The sequence below is a fragment of the Paraburkholderia dipogonis genome (assembly GCF_042680985.1).
Lineage (GTDB): Bacteria > Pseudomonadota > Gammaproteobacteria > Burkholderiales > Burkholderiaceae > Paraburkholderia > Paraburkholderia phytofirmans.
This window is the reverse complement of sequence record NZ_JBHUFR010000023.1, coordinates 63,133-78,707: the sequence shown is the minus strand read 5'-3', so window position 1 is coordinate 78,707 and position 15,575 is coordinate 63,133. Positions and strand designations below refer to the sequence as shown.

The following is a 15,575-nucleotide window of genomic DNA, read 5'->3' as shown; positions in this document are numbered from 1 at the left end:
ACGCCGTAAGTTTCCACTCCAATAATCCGTTTCACGGGAACGCCGTTACCGGCGAACCGCGTGCATATCAATATTGGAGACGACAATATGGCTACCGTTGGCGGGCAAATCTCGCACGTGCCGATGACGCGCGAAGAGAAGCGGGTGATCTTCGCATCGTCGCTGGGTACGGTGTTCGAGTGGTACGACTTCTATCTGGCCGGCTCGCTAGCGGCCTTCATCAGCAAGAGCTTCTTCTCCGGCGTCAACCCGACTGCCGCCTTCATCTTCACGCTGCTCAGCTTCGCGGCCGGCTTCGCGGTTCGGCCGTTCGGCGCGATCGTGTTCGGGCGGCTCGGCGATATGGTCGGGCGCAAATACACGTTCCTCGTGACCATCGTGATCATGGGCCTGTCGACGTTCCTGGTCGGCTTCCTGCCGGGCTACGCGTCGATCGGCTTCGCGTCGCCGGTGATCTTCATTGCGATGCGGATGCTGCAAGGCCTCGCGCTCGGCGGCGAGTACGGCGGCGCGGCCACCTACGTGGCCGAACACGCGCCGGCGGGACGCCGTGGCTTCTATACGGCCTGGATCCAGACGACCGCCACGCTCGGCCTGTTCCTGTCGCTGCTGGTGATTCTCGGCGTGCGCACGGCAATGGGTGAAGACGCGTTCGGCGCCTGGGGCTGGCGCATTCCGTTCATCGTCTCGATCCTCCTGCTGGCCGTGTCGGTGTGGATTCGTCTGCAACTGCACGAATCGCCGGTGTTCGAGCGCATCAAGTCCGAAGGCAAGACCTCCAAGGCGCCGCTGTCGGAAGCCTTTGGCCAGTGGAAGAACCTGAAGGTCGTGATTCTCGCGCTGATCGGCCTCACCGCCGGCCAGGCCGTGGTCTGGTACACGGGCCAGTTCTACACGCTGTTCTTCCTGACGCAGACGCTGAAGGTGGACGGCAGCAGCGCCAACATCATGATCGCGATCGCGCTCCTGATCGGCACGCCGTTCTTCCTGTTCTTCGGCTCGCTGTCCGATCGCATCGGCCGTAAGCCGATCATCATGGCCGGCCTGCTGATCGCCGCGTGTACGTACTTCCCGCTGTTCAAGGCGCTGGCGCACTACACCAACCCGGCACTGGAAGCGGCGACCGCGAAAGCGCCGATCGTCGTGATCGCGAATCCGGACGAGTGCTCGTTCCAGTTCAACCCGGTCGGCACCGCGAAGTTCACGAGTTCCTGCGACATCGCCAAGAGCGCACTCTCGAAGGCCGGCTTGAACTACGAGAATGTGGCCGCGCCGGCGGGCACGCTCGCGGAGATCAAGGTCGGCGATACGGTGATCAACACGTATGACGGCAAGGCCGCCGACGCCAAGGATCAAGGCAAGGTGTTCGACAAGACTCTCGCGACGACGCTGAAGACCGCCGGTTACGCGCCGAAGGCCGATCCCACGCAGATCAACTGGCCAATGACCGTGGTGATCCTGACCATCATGATGATCTACGTGACGATGGTCTACGGCCCGATCGCGGCGATGCTGGTGGAGATGTTCCCGACGCGTATCCGCTATACCTCGATGTCGCTGCCTTATCACATCGGCAATGGCTGGTTCGGCGGCTTCCTGCCGGCCACCGCCTTCGCGATCGTGGCGGCGAAGGGCAATATCTTTTCCGGGCTGTGGTATCCGATCGTGATCGCGCTCGTCACTTTCGTGGTCGGCATGCTGTTTGTCCGGGAGACCAAGGACTCGGACATCTACGCGAAGGATTGACGCGTGTGATGGACGGAACGGCTTCTTGAAAAAGTTGTGCGCCGGGGGTTGACAGCCTCCGGCGCCGTCCGCATAATCTCGCTTCTTTCGGCGAATTAGCTCAGTTGGTTAGAGCGACGGAATCATAATCCGCAGGTCCGGGGTTCGAGTCCCTGATTCGCCACCAGTTGCAAGAAAAAGCCGCTGATCCGCAAGGTTCAGCGGCTTTTTTGTTTTGGCTTTCCGAACTGCAACTACAGCAACTTCAAGGAGGTTTCTTGATGACGTTCCGCACCGCCGCGCTTGCCGTGGCTACCGCTTCCATCGCGTTTCTCAGCGGCACTGCCGCAGGCGCCGCTCAGGCTCAGACATCGCCCGACAGTCAGTGGCGCACCAGCGCGACCACGCTATCCACGCTGCTCCAGGACGGCTACAAGATCGTCGCCGTCGTGAACGGCGCTCATGGCAACGCGGGGCCGGCCGACACGATTTTCGTCCAGCGCGATCAGAGCGCCTTCAAATGTATCGACCCGCAGCAGACCGACGCAAAAACGAGAACATCCGTTGCGCCGCCGGCGTGTTTCGAGTTGGTGCCGCCGTCGGGAGCGTCGGGGACGCCGGAGTCGAAATAGTCGGCACGCGGCGCGCCGAAGCGCGCCGCCTGTCACCGGTCCTCCACCAACCGGCTCAGGTTCCCCCGCACCCGCTGCAACAACGCGATCAACTGCTTCGCTTCTTCATCGGTGAAGCCGTTCAGCGCTTCGAGCGCGACTTCGTCGCCGACCTTGCGCGCCTTGCCGAGCGTGCGTTCGGCCTTCGGCGTCATGTGCACCTGACGCTCGCGGCGGTCCTGCGGATTGGCGGTCCGCTCGATCCAGCCACCCTCTTCCATTCGATCCAGCAGACGACCCGCCGAGATCGGCGCGACTTCAAGCAGGTCCGCGAGCCGCGCCTGATTGATGTCGCCGTAGTGCGCGAGATAGGCCAGCACGCGGCACTGCGCGCGCGTCAAGTCGACCGACGACTTCGCGAGGTCGTCGAAACGCTTGCCTGTCAGGCGGCCGACGTCGGAAATCAGAAAGCCGAAGCGCTCATCGAGTTGGGTTTTCATGCGCGGATTATACGAAAGACCTTCGTTTTTCAGCGTTGAAACGGGCGTAATTCAGGCTCCGCATAATTCCCGATGGCGGGCACGCGCGCAACCGATATACTAAGCATGCTTAGTATATCGACGACCCGCTCATTCATGTCTTCCGACACCCCGGCGGCCAGCGCCGCCGCGCCGCTCAACCGCCCGATGATCACCGTCTCAATCATGCTGGCGACGTTGATCCAGACGCTCGACAGCACGATCGCCAACGTGGCGCTGCCGCATATGCAGGGCACGCTGTCCGCGTCGCAAGATGAAATCACGTGGGTGCTGACCTCGTACATCGTCGCCGCGGCGATCGCCACGCCGCTCACTGGCTGGCTGTCCGACCGGCTGAGCGTCAAGCGTCTGCTGATCTTCGCGATCGGCGGCTTCACGGTGTCGTCGGCGCTGTGCGGTTTGTCGGAGACGCTCACGCAGATCGTCGCGTCGCGTTTGCTGCAAGGGATTTTCGGCGCGTCGCTGGTGCCGCTGTCGCAGTCCATCCTGCTCGACATCAACCCGCGCGAGAAGCAGGGGCAGGCCATGGCCGTGTGGGGCATGGGCGTGATGGTCGGACCGATTCTCGGGCCGACGCTCGGCGGCTGGCTCACCGACAGCTACAACTGGCGCTGGGTGTTTTTCATCAACGTGCCGATCGGCGCCTTCGCGCTGTTCGGTGTGGCGACCTTCCTGCCCGCGCGCGAACCGAAACACGATGCGAAGTTCGACGCCTTCGGCTTCGCCACGCTGGGTCTCGCGATCGGCGCATTGCAGGCCATGCTCGATCGCGGCGAGCAACTCGACTGGTTCGGCTCGAACGAAATCGTCATCGAGGCGCTGCTCGCGGCCATCAGCTTTGCGTTTTTCCTCGTGCACACGGCCACGGTCGGCAAGAAATCGTTTTTCAAATACGAATTGTTGAAGGACCCGAACTTCGCCACGGGGACGTTTTTCATCTTCGTGATCGGCGCGGTGATGTACGCGACGCGAGCGTTGCTGCCGCCCATGCTGCAGAACCTGATGAACTATCCGGTCGCGACCACCGGCCTCGTCACTGCGCCGAGCGGCGCGGGCACGATGGTCGCCATGCTGTTCGCCGGGCGCCTGCTGAAGCGGATCGACGCACGGCTTCTGCTGCTTACCGGCTTTCTGATCTCGGCGTTCGCGCTTTGGCAGATGATGCATTACACGATCGTGCTGTCGGCGTCGGACATTGTCTGGCCCGGGGTGATTCAGGGCTTCGGGCTTGGGCTCGTGTTCGTGCCGCTGAGCGCGCTGACCTTCTCGACGCTCACGCCGGAACTCCGCGCGGACGGCACCGCGACGTACAGCCTGATGCGCAATATCGGCAGCAGTATCGGCATTTCGATCGTGCAAACGCTGATGACGCGCAACACGCAGGTTTCGCATGCGGACCTCGCGGCCAATATCACGCCCTTCAATCCCGCCGTCCAGCCGATGCTCAACAACGGCTCGAATTACGACATGGCCGCACTGAACGCGTCGATCACGCAGCAGGCATCGATGATCGCGTATCTGAACGACTTCAAGCTGATGTTCATGGCGACGCTGCTGGTCATTCCGCTTCTGCTGTTGATTCGCCCCACGCATAAGGCGGCGGATGCGTCGGTGGCGCATGCCGCGATGGACTAAGACGAGTCGCCGTCGCGGCGGACTGCGCGCGATGCCCGCGTCTAAGCTTCAATCCGCCCGCGCGTCACACCCAACAGCGCCGCCATCGCCGCCCGCGCCGCCGCTGCGTCGCGATCGCGAATCGCTTCGAACACCGCCGTATGCTCGGCCAGCGACGCGTTGAACACCTCCGCGCGTTTTGCATTCAGGCGCAGTTGCGCTTCGAGGGTGCGCTCGATCAGCGTGCCGAGGGGAATCAGCAATTCGTTGCTGCACGCGGTCAGCACGCTCAAATGGAACTGCAGATCGGCTCGCACCCATTCGTCGACATTGCGCGCCGCCACCATCGCTTCGTGAGACGCGGCGAGCGCGTAGAAAGTGTCGTCCGTATAGGAAGCCGCCGCCAGACTCGCGGCATACGGCTCGATCATCTCGCGCATTTCCTGCAGCTTGAGCGCAAAAGCCATCGGCTCGGCGACCCGCGAGTACCAGTCGAGCACGTCGACATCGAGCAGATTCCACGCGCGTTTCGGACGCACGCGCGTTCCCACGCGCGGACGCGATTCGATCAGCCCTTTCGAAGTCAACGTGCGCAATGCCTCGCGCAGCACCGTGCGGCTCACGCCGAACGTTTCCATCAACTCCGCTTCGCGCGGCAGGATCGAATCGGGCGCGTAGTCGCCGCGCAGAATCGCGGTCGCCAGCCGATGGGCGACACGCCCATGCAGATCGTGCTGAATAGCTTTCTCCTGGCGGCCTTGCGGCGCTATTAATAGAGGAACCGAGCCCGGAAACGAGCGCGATTATCCGGCATCTCAACCGTGAGATCACTGCTTCGACAACGCATGCCGAGATGCAGGCCTTGCCACTATCTGGCCAATAATACTATTAATAGTACTTAAATGCGCTTTTGTTGTAGCATGTGAATCCTCGAATAGTTCGCAGACGCCTAAGGCCAATGCTTTGCACGGGGCCGGAGTAGCCGCTAAAGCGCCAACGCCGGCCGACAAAGGAGACGCACACCATGAAAATCACCAAGGTCGAAACCTTCATCGTTCCGCCGCGCTGGTGCTTCCTGAAAATCGAAACCGACGAAGGCATCGTCGGCTGGGGCGAGCCCGTGGTCGAAGGCCGCGCGCACACGGTGGCGGCCGCCGTGGAAGAACTGTCGGACTACCTGATCGGCAAAGACCCGCTTCTGATCGAGGATCACTGGCAGGTCATGTACCGCTCGGGCTTCTATCGCGGCGGCCCGATCACCATGAGCGCGATCGCCGGCGTCGACCAGGCGCTGTGGGACATCAAGGGCAAGCATCATGGCGTGCCGATTCATGCGCTGCTCGGCGGCCAGGTGCGCGACAAGATCAAGGTGTATTCGTGGATCGGCGGCGACCGTCCGAGCGACGTGGCCAATAACGCACGCGCCGTGGTCGAACGCGGCTTCAAGGCCGTGAAGATGAACGGCTCGGAAGAGTTGCAGATCATCGACACCTTCGACAAGGTGCAAGGCGTCATCAACAACGTCGCGGCCGTGCGCGAGGCGGTCGGACCGAACATCGGCATCGGCGTGGATTTCCACGGCCGCGTGCACAAGCCGATGGCCAAGGTGCTGGCGAAAGAACTCGACCCGTACAAGCTGCTCTTCATCGAAGAGCCGGTGCTGTCGGAGAACGCCGAAGCGTTGCGCGACATCGTCAATCAGACCAACACGCCGATCGCACTGGGCGAGCGTCTTTACTCGCGCTGGGACTTCAAGCACATCCTATCGGGCGGCTACGTCGACATCATTCAGCCGGACGCGTCGCACGCGGGCGGCATTACCGAGTGCCGCAAGATCGCGTCGATGGCGGAAGCCTATGACGTCGCGCTCGCGCTGCATTGCCCGCTCGGCCCGATCGCTCTGGCGACCTGTCTGCAGATCGACGCGGTGAGCTACAACGCGTTCATCCAGGAACAGAGCCTCGGCATCCACTACAACCAGGGCAACGATCTGCTCGATTACATCAAGAACCCGGAAGTCTTCAAATACGAAGACGGCTTCGTGTCGATTCCGCAAGGCCCGGGCCTCGGCATCGAGGTCAACGAAGAGAAAGTGCGGGAGATGGCCAAGGTCGGCCATCGCTGGCGCAATCCGGTGTGGCGCCATGAGGATGGCAGCGTCGCCGAATGGTAATTGCGTGAAGGAACGCCGCCTGCGGGCGGCGTTTTTGTTTGCGTCGGCGACCGCATCGCCGATGCGGCCCGCGCGTTACGGTGACGTGACGCGTGGGTCGTCGCAGTAACGTAACATCCCGGACCGAACCGGCTCTAACGCGCGTTTATCGCGCTTCGCCCAGACCCGCGCGCATCCCCGCAAAGCCTTGTCCAGAAAGGTTTTCAAGCCGTCCGTTCGGCATCAGACAGAAACATGGCGCGCTCCTTGCTCAAATGCATTCAAACAACAAATGCATCGGGGAAAATCATGGGCGAATTCCTTCCAGACTATCTGCTTCGCGAACAGGCCGCCGTCGGCGCGCTGGTGGTGTTCGGCGTGCTGCGCATTATCGGCGCGGCGCTCGCATTCGAACGCGGCTGGCGCATCTCGGTCGTCGAGAAATGCTTCATCGGCGCCGCGGTGCTGTACTGCCTGCCGCAACTCTTCGATCTGCTGACGCATATGTACGGCTCGCGCGCCGCGGGCGCCGAACTGGAAGGCAAAGCCGCAGGCTGCGCCATCGCGCTCTTTTGCGCGCCGATCCTCGGCCATCGGCTTGGTTTCGAATAAGCGCAGCTTCGCCATGCAAATGGCCAAGCGGCTCATGAGGCGGCCAAAACCCACGTTTCGCGCGGGCGACGTACTGAAGCTGAAGTCAGGCGGCCGCCCGATGACCGTCACCTGGATCGGCCCGGTGCTGTTCGCGCCGGGCAACTGGCTGATCTGCCAGTGGTTTAGCGATGCCGGCGAGCTGCAGCAGGAGATGTTTCCGGAGGAGACCCTGGAGCGGACGAGCCGCGTGCTCGCCGCCTGAAAAGTGTAGTAACGGATTGCTGGCCACCGCCAGGCGACCGTGTGTATTGCGCCGCACGCTTTTGCCGTGCGGCGCTTTTTTATGTGGCCGACGTCGCGCTTGCGAGACGTTGCGGACCTGAACCCTTGCGGACGCGATTGCGCTTCAGGTGCCGCCGCTCATGTCGCGCGATTCGCCACGACCTCGCGCCATGCCGTCAGCCGAGCCCGAGCGCGGCGAACGCCGGCACGCTATGCGACAGCGCGGCCGCCGCGACGAACACGCCGATCATCGCCAGCGCCTCCAGATACAGCACGTTGACGAAGGTGTGGGCGTCCATAGTCGAGGCCGTGCGGCGCAGGCGCGGCAGCGCCAGAAAGCGGTTGAGTCCGCCGAGCACGAGCGCAAGCGCGACCAGCGCAAGCTTGAGCATCAGCACATGTCCCCACGTGCTGAGTTCAATCGCCTCGAACGAGCCGCCCGAACCCCGCACCGCGTTGAAGATGCCGGAGAGCAGCACGAGCGCAACCGCCACCACCGACACGTTCGACACCTGCGTCGCCGTGCGGATCAACATACCGCGCGCGGTCGAGGCGCCGAGTGCTGGCAGAACCGCGAGCCCCGCCGCCATCGCCAGACCGCCCCACACGCTGGTGACTAGCACGTGCAGCGTTTGCATGGCGATTGCGGCGGATGCCGGGCCGGCATCCGCCGCATGACCCAGCGACGCCTTGCCGGCGGCGATCGCGACCACCGCGAGCCACAGGAGCGCATTGCGCAGCATGCCCGTATGACTTGCCATGGCCGTGCCGAGCAGCACCAGCGCGCCAGCAAACGCAAGGCTCCAGCCGTAACCGACATGGGTTTGCGTCAGTACGGTCGGCACCACGCCGATGGCGGACGGCAACCCGACGCCGCTCATCGACGCGGCCTGATACAGCAGCCAGCCGAGATCCGCGAGCACCAGCACGACGGTGGCCGTCAGCATCGAGCGTTGCGCGCGCAGCCAGGCGAGGCGCGCGGGCGAAATCTTCTGCTGGGCGTCCTTGGCGAGCCACGCGCCGAGCAACGCCGAACCGACGGCAAACGCAAACGCGACGTTCATGAGCGCGGCCATGGCGACCTGCCCGATCCAGAGTCCGTCGATGCTCATTTGACGATAAACGCAAAGTCGCCTTGGGTACGGTGGCCGTCCGTGGCTACCGCGATCCAGTGCACCGCGTAGCGGCCGGCGCTCAACTGCGGTAGCGGCAGATGCATGACCCGGGCGTCCTGCTTGTCGACCTGCGACTCAGCCGGCGCGGCCGCCTTGCCGCTGGCGTCGGCAAGCGCGATCTTGCTGAAAGCCGGTTCGAGCGGCTCGGTGAAATGAATCGTCACTTGGGAGGGCGCGGCGACTTCGGCGTTGGCGGCGGGCTCGCTCGAGCTCAGATGCGCATGGGCGAATGCCGTGGAAGTCACGAGCAGCGCCGCGGCGCCGAGCATCGACGCTCGCAACGCCGGACGGGAAAAATTAAGTAGCTTCATTTAAGGCCGATAGCGGATGATCAGGAAAACAGTGGGCGTCGGACCCAGGCGCGTCGAGACCGGACGAAGTCCGGCGCGCCCGGAAGTGTACGCTTCGATGGTTCGCGCGGGCGTCGGTTCAACCTGGTTTATGGATAGTTCGTGCACGGCCAGGCCTTGCGCCCTTGATCGCTCAGACAAATTTTGGATAACAGTTAGGCAGCGTGAAACGCTTGTGCGCGTCAAACTGTCGCATGGCTGTGACAGCAGGAACCTTCTCTAATGTGCCAAATAGTCATCATCACCCTTCGATGATAGAATGCTGCGTCGCCGCAGCGCCGGCTGCCCTTCACACCGAGCCGCTCGAAGTTCGGTCAGGTCCCCGATTTTGATGGAGTTACGCGTGTCTTCAAGACGCATTTTCCGCCCGTTGCTCGCCCTTCTGCTGATCGGCTCCGCGGGCGTTTATAGCGCTGCGAAAGCGCAGACTCAACCGAAAGCCCCCGATACGATGGAAGCGCGCGTGCAAGGCTGCACGGCCTGCCACGGCACGCATGGCCAAGGTACGGACAACGACTACTTTCCTCGCCTCGCGGGCAAGCCGGCCGACTATCTGTACAACCAGCTGCAAAATTTCCGCGAAGGGCGCCGCAAGTACCCGCCCATGAACTACCTCGTCACGTATCTCTCGGACGACTACCTTCATCAGATCGCCACGTATTTCTCGCAACAACGTCCTCCGTATCCGCCGCCGGCCAAGCCGACGGTATCGTCGAGCACGCTCGCGCGCGGCCAGCAAATCGTGCTGAACGGCGACACCTCGAAGCAGATTCCGGCTTGCGCGGCCTGCCATGGCAAGACATTGACCGGCATGCAGCCCGCTATTCCGGGTCTGGTCGGCCTGCACTCCGACTACATCAGCGCGCAGCTCGGCGCATGGCGCTCGGGCTCGCGCCATGCCATCGCGCCTGATTGCATGCACACCATCGCCACGCGTCTGACCGACGAAGACGTGAACGCCGTTGCCGCCTGGCTTTCCACGCAACAGGCCCCACAAAACCCCGTGCCGGCTCCAGCCCGCTCGATGAAGACTCCGCTTGCCTGCGGCAGCGAACCGCAATAAGGCACCGGGAGAGACACTCAAATGAAACGCAAGTCTTTGTTCGCCCTCTCGGCAGTCGTCGTCGTTGCGGCTGCCGCACTCGTTCCCGTCCTGTGGTCGGGCGGCGACCACCTGCATAACGGCACGGCCATGGCGGCAACGCCCGCCGATCAGGCCGCGCTGATCAAGCAAGGCGAGTACCTCGCCCGTGCCGGCGACTGTATCGCCTGCCACACGGTGCGCGGCGGCAAGCAGTTCGCCGGCGGCCTGCCCATGGCCACGCCGTTCGGCACCATGTTCACGCCGAACATCACGCCTGACGACCAGTACGGTATCGGCAAGTGGACGCAGGACGACTTCTATCGCGCCATGCATACCGGCCGCTCGAAAGACGGCAGCCTGCTGTATCCGGGCTTCCCGTTCACCAGCTACACGAAGGTCACGCGCGCCGACTCGGACGCGATCTACGCGTACCTGCGTTCGGTCGCGCCGGTCAACGTACCGAGTCGTCCGCACGAACTGAAATTCCCGTTCAACCAGCGCAACATGCTGATCGGCTGGCGCACGCTGTTCTTCCGTGAAGGCGAGTACAAGCCGGATCCGACCAAATCGGTCGAATGGAACCGTGGCGCGTACCTGATCGAAGGCCTCGGTCATTGCGGCATGTGCCACACGTCGATCAACGCCATGGGCGGCCCGGTCAGTTCGGCGGCGTTTGCCGGCGGCCTGATCCCGCTGCAGAACTGGTACGCACCGTCGCTCACGTCGAACAAGGAAGCCGGCCTCGGCGACTGGGAAACCAAAGACATCGCCGATCTGCTGAAGACGGGCGTGTCGAACCGCGGCGCGGTGTTTGGCCCGATGGCCGAAGTGGTTCACAACAGCCTGCAGTACATGTCGGACGCGGACATCAACGCGATGGCCACGTACCTCAAGACAATTCCGCAGAAGAGCGAAGCGCCGGAATCGCTGCAGCTCGAAACGTCGGAAAAGTTCGGCGGCGAACTGTTGAAGCAAGGTCAGAAGATCTACGCCGACAACTGCGCGAAGTGTCACGCGGAAAATGGCCTCGGCATGCCGCCGGCCTTCCCGCCGCTCGCGAACAACCAGTCGATTCAGATGCCTTCGGCGGTCAACCCGATCCGTATGGTGCTGAACGGCGGTTACCCGCCGAGCACGGATGCCAACCCGCATCCGTACGGCATGCCGCCGTTCGCACAAGCTCTGTCGAATCAGGAAGTCGCGGCGGTTGTGACGTACATCCGTATGTCGTGGGGCAACCACGGTACGGCCGTCTCGCCGCAGCAAGTGTCCGATCTGCGTTCGGCGCCGCTCGACTAAGCAGCGTTGGTTGCACCCGGGGCGCGGCCTGCGAAATTCGCGGCCGCGCCCTTTGTTTTTGAAGGACCGGTATCATGGGGGCAGTAGTTACCCTGAGAAAACGCCGGCCCGCCCCAAGTTTTCTCGCCTCTGCGGGGGGCCTGGCGCGAAGCGACAGGTCTGGGGCGCTTGTGAAACTGGGCAGGAGATAAGAATCGTGCATGTCGGGGAGCGTTTTAACAGCATTACCCACCTCGTCGGCGCCGTGCTGTCGGTGGCGGGTCTTGCAACGCTCGTAACGATGGGCGCGCTCGACGGCGACGCGTACAAGGTGGTCAGCTTCAGCGTGTACGGTGCGATGCTGTTCGTGCTGTATGCTATCTCGACGCTTTACCACAGTGTGCGCAATCCGCGTGCGAAGGCGGTTCTGCAGAAATGCGACCATTCGGCGATCTACCTGCTGATCGCCGGCAGCTACACTCCGTTCACGCTCGTCACCTTGCGCGGACCGTGGGGCTGGTCGCTATTCGGCGTAAGCTGGGGGCTTGCCGCTCTCGGCATCGTGCAGGAATTGACGCTGGGGCGACGCACCCGCAGCGTTTCGATGGTGCTGTATGTTCTGATGGGATGGCTCGCGCTCGTGGCTGTCCGCCCGCTGGTTGAAGCCTTACCGGCAGCGGGTACCGCCTGGCTCGTGGCCGGCGGAGTCATCTACAGCGTCGGCATCTACTTCTTCATCAACGACGAGCGCATCCGGCATGGACATGGTATCTGGCACCTGTTCGTACTGGCGGGCAGTCTGTGTCAATTCGTCAGTGTCGCGCGCTACGTCGCATGACACCCCACGGCGGCGAAATGCAACTTAAGGCCAGTCAACGTGTCTGCGTAGCGCGTTGAAGCATTCGGCACGCGTTTCCCGCGTGCCGCCGATTTCTCTGCGAACGGATCTGGGCTTCGGCCCCGAACACGCCAAGCGGGTGTGTTCGTGTGGCATTTATGCCTACCGGAGCCCATGTGTGCCGTTCGCGAAACTGCATTGCAAAGATCTTTTATGTCTTTTGATTCCCTCGGCTTGTCCGAACCGTTGGTCCGCGCTGTACACGAACTCGGCTACACCACGCCGACTCCGATCCAGACGCAAGCGATTCCCGCCGTGCTCAATGGCGGCGACCTGCTGGCCGGCGCGCAAACCGGCACCGGCAAGACCGCCGGCTTTACGCTGCCGATCCTGCAACGTCTGAACACCATGCCCGCCGTGACGACCGGCTCGGGCAAGCGCGCGGTGCGCGCACTGATTCTCACGCCTACGCGTGAACTGGCCGCGCAGGTCGAAGAAAGCGTGCGCGCGTATGGCAAGTATCTGAAGCTGAAGTCGACCGTGATGTTCGGCGGCGTCGGCATCAATCCGCAGATCGGCGCGTTGCGCAGCGGCGTGGATATCGTCGTCGCGACGCCGGGCCGTTTGCTCGACCACATGCAGCAGAAGACCATCGACTTGTCACATCTCGAGATTCTCGTGCTCGACGAAGCCGATCGCATGCTCGACATGGGCTTCATCCACGATATCAAGCGCGTGCTGGCGAAGCTGCCGCCGAAGCGGCAGAACCTGCTGTTCTCGGCCACCTTCTCCGACGAGATCAAGACGCTCGCCGACAATCTGCTCGACTCGCCGGCGCTGATCGAAGTCGCCCGCCGCAATACGACGGCCGAAACGGTCGCGCAAAAGATTCACCCGGTGGATCGCGACAAGAAGCGCGAACTGCTCACGCATCTGATCAAGCAGCACAACTGGTTTCAGGTGCTGGTGTTCACGCGCACCAAGCACGGCGCCAACCGTCTTGCCGAGCAACTGACCAAGGACAGCATCAGCGCCCTGGCGATTCACGGCAACAAGAGCCAGTCGGCCCGCACGCGCGCGCTCGCCGAGTTCAAGGACGGCACGCTGCAGGTGCTGGTCGCGACCGACATCGCCGCGCGCGGTATCGATATCGACCAGCTGCCGCACGTGGTCAACTACGATCTGCCGAACGTGCCGGAAGACTACGTGCACCGTATCGGCCGCACGGGCCGTGCAGGCGCGACGGGCGAGGCGATCTCGCTGGTGTGCGTCGACGAACTGCAGTTGTTGAAGGACATCGAGAAGCTGATCAAGCGTCCGGTACCGCAGGAAGTGATCGCCGGTTTCGAACCGGACCCGACTGCGAAGCCAGAACCGATTCTGCGTCGCGGCCAGGGCGGCGGCGGCGGTGGTCGTTCGCCGCGTCAGGGTCAAGGCGCACCGAAACGTGATGGCGCAGGTTCGGCGAAACCGGCGCAGCGCTCGGGTCAACGCCCGGCGAACGGTCAACAGCAGCCGAAGCCGCAAGGTGCGAAGCCGGCCGGCAATGGCGGCCAGCCGCGTCGCGACGGTCAGCGTCACGACGACCGGCCGCGCGCAGTCGCGCATGAGGGCAGCGCCGCGCAGCATGCGCCGCGCAAGCCGCAAGGCGCGAAACCGCAAGGCGGCAATCCGGGTGCGTTGCTGGGCGGCGCCAAGCCGCGCAACGACGCGCCGCGCGGTGGTCAGCCCACGCGCAGCGGTCAGCGCGGCCGTTAGGCTTCAAGGCTTAGCCGACGTCGCCGGCCGGGGTCTCGCATCGAGAACTACCGGCCCGCCGCGGCAGCTGCTTGCTTCAGGTGCCCGATCTGCTGTTCCCATCGATCGAGCACCGCCTTTCCCTCCCCTTCCAGTTCGAACGTAATGCCGCTCGTCAGGCGCGCATAACGGACGCTTTGCGCCTCCGCCGTGTCGATCGAACCGTGCAGATAGACAAGCCCGCTGTCATCGCCCGCGACGCTCGCTAGCGGCGTCATAAGCAACTGCACCTGATAGAACGCCGCGTCGCAGACAAAGGTGAGCGCTGCGCGCCCGCTTTGCGCGATGGCGCGCGTCGCCCTCGCTTGCGGCCACAACGCGATGCATAACGTGCGCGAATCAGGCGCGTACAACTCGCCGACGCCGAGCAGCGACGTGCGCACATGGCCATTCGTATCGACGCTCAGCAGCGACGCGGTAAAACCCGTCTTGCTCGCCAGCGACGAACCGTCGAACAACGCGCGCACGGCATCGGGCCATTCATCGAACACGGTCTGTTCGACTGGACGTTCGGGTGCGGAGGAATCGCTCATGATGTCGATCGGAAGAAAAGTGAGCCAGCCTGCATCATGCCTCGAAACGCAAATGGCCCGCATCAGCGGGCCATTTGCAACGCCGGCGATTCGCGCCAGGCGATCAGCGAAAGAACACATGCTGCGTGATCTTGGCGAGCGGGTAATGCACGCCGGGCTGAATCCGCGCCGGCAGATCGAGCGGCTTGAGCAGCATCTTCACGCACATGTCGGCCGACAGATTGCGCCGCACCAGCGCATTGATACGCGCCGCGCGCTCGCGGTTATAGGTCGAGTCGTGCACGCGCTCCGGATAACGCGTCGCGAACACGTGCCGCAACGCGATCTCCGAGTCTTCGTTCTTGATCTCCATGACGCGGCGCATGAGCGCGCCGAGCACGGCGAGCCTGCCGTTGCCTTCGATCTTGTTGTACTTCTTGAAGTACTTGAAAAAGTGCTTGTAGTGACGGACTTCGTCGGTGCGGATGTTGTCGGTGATCTGCTTGAGCACCGGTTCGTCCGAACATTCGCCGATCGCGCGATACAAGGTCGCCGTGCCGGTTTCCACCACGCAGCGCGCGACCATCTCGAGCGCGCGGGTCTTTTCGAAGTCCTCCACTGAGCAGGTCAGCGAATACTCTTCCATGAAATTACGAAACGCCGTGTCCCAGTCGAATTCGGGCCACACGTAAGCGATATACGTCTTGAGCGCACGGCCATGCTGCAGCTCTTCCGGCTCCCACTCCTGGTTGAGCCAGGCCGAGACTTCAGGATCGCCGTTAAAGAAAGTGCTCAGATTGCTGGTGTACAGATCGGAGCCGCTTTCGATAAACGAAGACGCGCACAGCAACAGCAGCAAATCTTCGTTGGCGACGGCCTTTTGCCGATCAATGCGGGTGAGGTCGATGTCCTCGATCCGCCAGGGCATGACATGGTTCAGCTCAGTGTGCATCGTGTCTTGCTCCGAAAGCTGTATCGACTCGCGGAGCTTGCTCGAAACCGCCCGCTTTCGGCCGGGCCGGTC

16 protein-coding genes and 1 tRNA gene are annotated in these 15,575 nt (G+C 63.1%); 11 read left to right on the top strand and 6 right to left on the bottom strand.

Features of this window, described 5'->3' with window-relative positions; all coding sequences use genetic code 11:
* Positions 1-87 precede the first annotated feature (87 nt).
* The 3 genes from ACFSNN_RS28935 (at position 88) to ACFSNN_RS28925 (ending at position 2,357) form a co-directional block, all read left to right on the top strand.
* A complete protein-coding gene (locus ACFSNN_RS28935) occupies positions 88-1,746 on the top strand; it encodes an MFS transporter (RefSeq protein WP_134457873.1) in 1,659 nt (552 codons plus the stop codon).
* 89 nt (positions 1,747-1,835) lie between these two features.
* Positions 1,836-1,912 (top strand) — tRNA-Met (locus tag ACFSNN_RS28930).
* Between the two features lie 94 nt (positions 1,913-2,006).
* The gene (locus ACFSNN_RS28925) at positions 2,007-2,357 is read left to right on the top strand and encodes a hypothetical protein (RefSeq protein ID WP_134457872.1); all 351 of its coding nucleotides are present in this window, start codon (positions 2,007-2,009) and stop codon (positions 2,355-2,357) included.
* Positions 2,358-2,389: 32 nt separating this feature from the next.
* Here the strand turns inward: ACFSNN_RS28925 and ACFSNN_RS28920 are convergent, their stop codons facing one another.
* Positions 2,390-2,836 carry a MarR family winged helix-turn-helix transcriptional regulator gene (locus ACFSNN_RS28920; protein WP_134457871.1) on the bottom strand — a complete coding sequence of 149 codons (447 nt, stop codon included), beginning with the start codon at positions 2,834-2,836 and terminating at the stop codon, positions 2,390-2,392.
* 135 nt (positions 2,837-2,971) lie between these two features.
* On the opposite strand from ACFSNN_RS28920, the gene ACFSNN_RS28915 reads away from it, so the two are divergent.
* Positions 2,972-4,510 carry a DHA2 family efflux MFS transporter permease subunit gene (locus ACFSNN_RS28915; RefSeq protein ID WP_134457870.1) on the top strand — a complete coding sequence of 513 codons (1,539 nt, stop codon included), beginning with the start codon at positions 2,972-2,974 and terminating at the stop codon, positions 4,508-4,510.
* Between the two features lie 41 nt (positions 4,511-4,551).
* On the opposite strand, the gene ACFSNN_RS28910 is transcribed toward ACFSNN_RS28915, so the two are convergent.
* The gene (locus tag ACFSNN_RS28910; protein WP_244322860.1) at positions 4,552-5,229 is read right to left on the bottom strand and encodes a FadR/GntR family transcriptional regulator; all 678 of its coding nucleotides are present in this window, start codon (positions 5,227-5,229) and stop codon (positions 4,552-4,554) included.
* 284 nt (positions 5,230-5,513) lie between these two features.
* Here ACFSNN_RS28910 and dgoD point away from each other — a divergent pair, with 284 nt between their 5' ends.
* The 3 genes from dgoD (at position 5,514) to ACFSNN_RS28895 (ending at position 7,497) form a co-directional block, all read left to right on the top strand.
* Positions 5,514-6,662: a galactonate dehydratase gene (dgoD, locus tag ACFSNN_RS28905; RefSeq protein ID WP_134457868.1), complete on the top strand. Its 1,149-nt coding sequence runs from the start codon at positions 5,514-5,516 to the stop codon at positions 6,660-6,662.
* 288 nt (positions 6,663-6,950) lie between these two features.
* On the top strand, positions 6,951-7,253 hold the full coding sequence (locus ACFSNN_RS28900; RefSeq protein WP_012434263.1) for a hypothetical protein: 303 nt from the start codon (positions 6,951-6,953) through the stop codon (positions 7,251-7,253).
* Between the two features lie 13 nt (positions 7,254-7,266).
* Positions 7,267-7,497, top strand: a complete 231-nt coding sequence (locus ACFSNN_RS28895) for a YodC family protein (RefSeq protein ID WP_166799274.1) — start codon at positions 7,267-7,269, stop codon at positions 7,495-7,497.
* Between the two features lie 196 nt (positions 7,498-7,693).
* Here ACFSNN_RS28895 and ACFSNN_RS28890 read toward each other — a convergent pair whose 3' ends face one another.
* Positions 7,694-8,629 carry a CopD family protein gene (locus ACFSNN_RS28890; protein WP_134457867.1) on the bottom strand — a complete coding sequence of 312 codons (936 nt, stop codon included), beginning with the start codon at positions 8,627-8,629 and terminating at the stop codon, positions 7,694-7,696.
* Positions 8,626-9,003 (bottom strand): copper homeostasis periplasmic binding protein CopC, encoded by a 378-nt coding sequence (gene copC / locus ACFSNN_RS28885; protein WP_134457866.1) that lies wholly within the window; start codon positions 9,001-9,003, stop codon positions 8,626-8,628. Before copC ends, ACFSNN_RS28890 begins: the two co-directional genes overlap by 4 nt.
* 370 nt (positions 9,004-9,373) lie before the next feature.
* Here copC and ACFSNN_RS28880 point away from each other — a divergent pair, with 370 nt between their 5' ends.
* From ACFSNN_RS28880 to ACFSNN_RS28865, 4 genes are all read left to right on the top strand, one after another.
* Positions 9,374-10,105 (top strand): c-type cytochrome, encoded by a 732-nt coding sequence (locus tag ACFSNN_RS28880; protein ID WP_134457865.1) that lies wholly within the window; start codon positions 9,374-9,376, stop codon positions 10,103-10,105.
* 21 nt (positions 10,106-10,126) lie between these two features.
* Positions 10,127-11,425 carry a c-type cytochrome gene (locus ACFSNN_RS28875; protein ID WP_121307202.1) on the top strand — a complete coding sequence of 433 codons (1,299 nt, stop codon included), beginning with the start codon at positions 10,127-10,129 and terminating at the stop codon, positions 11,423-11,425.
* A gap of 196 nt (positions 11,426-11,621) precedes the next feature.
* A complete protein-coding gene (trhA, locus tag ACFSNN_RS28870; protein ID WP_012434269.1) occupies positions 11,622-12,242 on the top strand; it encodes a PAQR family membrane homeostasis protein TrhA in 621 nt (206 codons plus the stop codon).
* Between the two features lie 213 nt (positions 12,243-12,455).
* On the top strand, positions 12,456-14,000 hold the full coding sequence (locus ACFSNN_RS28865) for a DEAD/DEAH box helicase (protein WP_134457864.1): 1,545 nt from the start codon (positions 12,456-12,458) through the stop codon (positions 13,998-14,000).
* Between the two features lie 47 nt (positions 14,001-14,047).
* Here the strand turns inward: ACFSNN_RS28865 and ACFSNN_RS28860 are convergent, their stop codons facing one another.
* Entirely contained in the window at positions 14,048-14,572 is a 525-nt protein-coding gene (locus ACFSNN_RS28860; RefSeq protein ID WP_134457863.1) for a hypothetical protein, read from the bottom strand.
* A 103-nt stretch (positions 14,573-14,675) separates the two neighbouring features.
* Complete coding sequence (locus ACFSNN_RS28855) at positions 14,676-15,503, bottom strand: ferritin-like domain-containing protein (RefSeq protein WP_012434272.1); 828 nt, start codon at positions 15,501-15,503, stop codon at positions 14,676-14,678.
* Positions 15,504-15,575 lie beyond the last annotated feature (72 nt).

Excerpts from the sequence above, each read along its gene's own strand:
- ACFSNN_RS28900 (WP_012434263.1), top strand. The coding sequence starts at position 6,951 with ATGGGCGAATTCCTTCCAGACTATCTGCTTCGCGAACAGGCCGCCGTC.
- copC (WP_134457866.1), bottom strand. The coding sequence starts at position 9,003 with ATGAAGCTACTTAATTTTTCCCGTCCGGCGTTGCGAGCGTCGATGCTC.
- ACFSNN_RS28915 (WP_134457870.1), top strand. The coding sequence starts at position 2,972 with ATGTCTTCCGACACCCCGGCGGCCAGCGCCGCCGCGCCGCTCAACCGC.
- ACFSNN_RS28935 (WP_134457873.1), top strand. The coding sequence starts at position 88 with ATGGCTACCGTTGGCGGGCAAATCTCGCACGTGCCGATGACGCGCGAA.
- ACFSNN_RS28860 (WP_134457863.1), bottom strand. The coding sequence starts at position 14,572 with ATGAGCGATTCCTCCGCACCCGAACGTCCAGTCGAACAGACCGTGTTC.
- ACFSNN_RS28895 (WP_166799274.1), top strand. The coding sequence starts at position 7,267 with ATGCAAATGGCCAAGCGGCTCATGAGGCGGCCAAAACCCACGTTTCGC.
- ACFSNN_RS28890 (WP_134457867.1), bottom strand. The coding sequence starts at position 8,629 with ATGAGCATCGACGGACTCTGGATCGGGCAGGTCGCCATGGCCGCGCTC.
- ACFSNN_RS28880 (WP_134457865.1), top strand. The coding sequence starts at position 9,374 with ATGGAGTTACGCGTGTCTTCAAGACGCATTTTCCGCCCGTTGCTCGCC.
- ACFSNN_RS28925 (WP_134457872.1), top strand. The coding sequence starts at position 2,007 with ATGACGTTCCGCACCGCCGCGCTTGCCGTGGCTACCGCTTCCATCGCG.
- ACFSNN_RS28855 (WP_012434272.1), bottom strand. The coding sequence starts at position 15,503 with ATGCACACTGAGCTGAACCATGTCATGCCCTGGCGGATCGAGGACATC.
- ACFSNN_RS28875 (WP_121307202.1), top strand. The coding sequence starts at position 10,127 with ATGAAACGCAAGTCTTTGTTCGCCCTCTCGGCAGTCGTCGTCGTTGCG.
- dgoD (WP_134457868.1), top strand. The coding sequence starts at position 5,514 with ATGAAAATCACCAAGGTCGAAACCTTCATCGTTCCGCCGCGCTGGTGC.
- ACFSNN_RS28920 (WP_134457871.1), bottom strand. The coding sequence starts at position 2,836 with ATGAAAACCCAACTCGATGAGCGCTTCGGCTTTCTGATTTCCGACGTC.
- ACFSNN_RS28865 (WP_134457864.1), top strand. The coding sequence starts at position 12,456 with ATGTCTTTTGATTCCCTCGGCTTGTCCGAACCGTTGGTCCGCGCTGTA.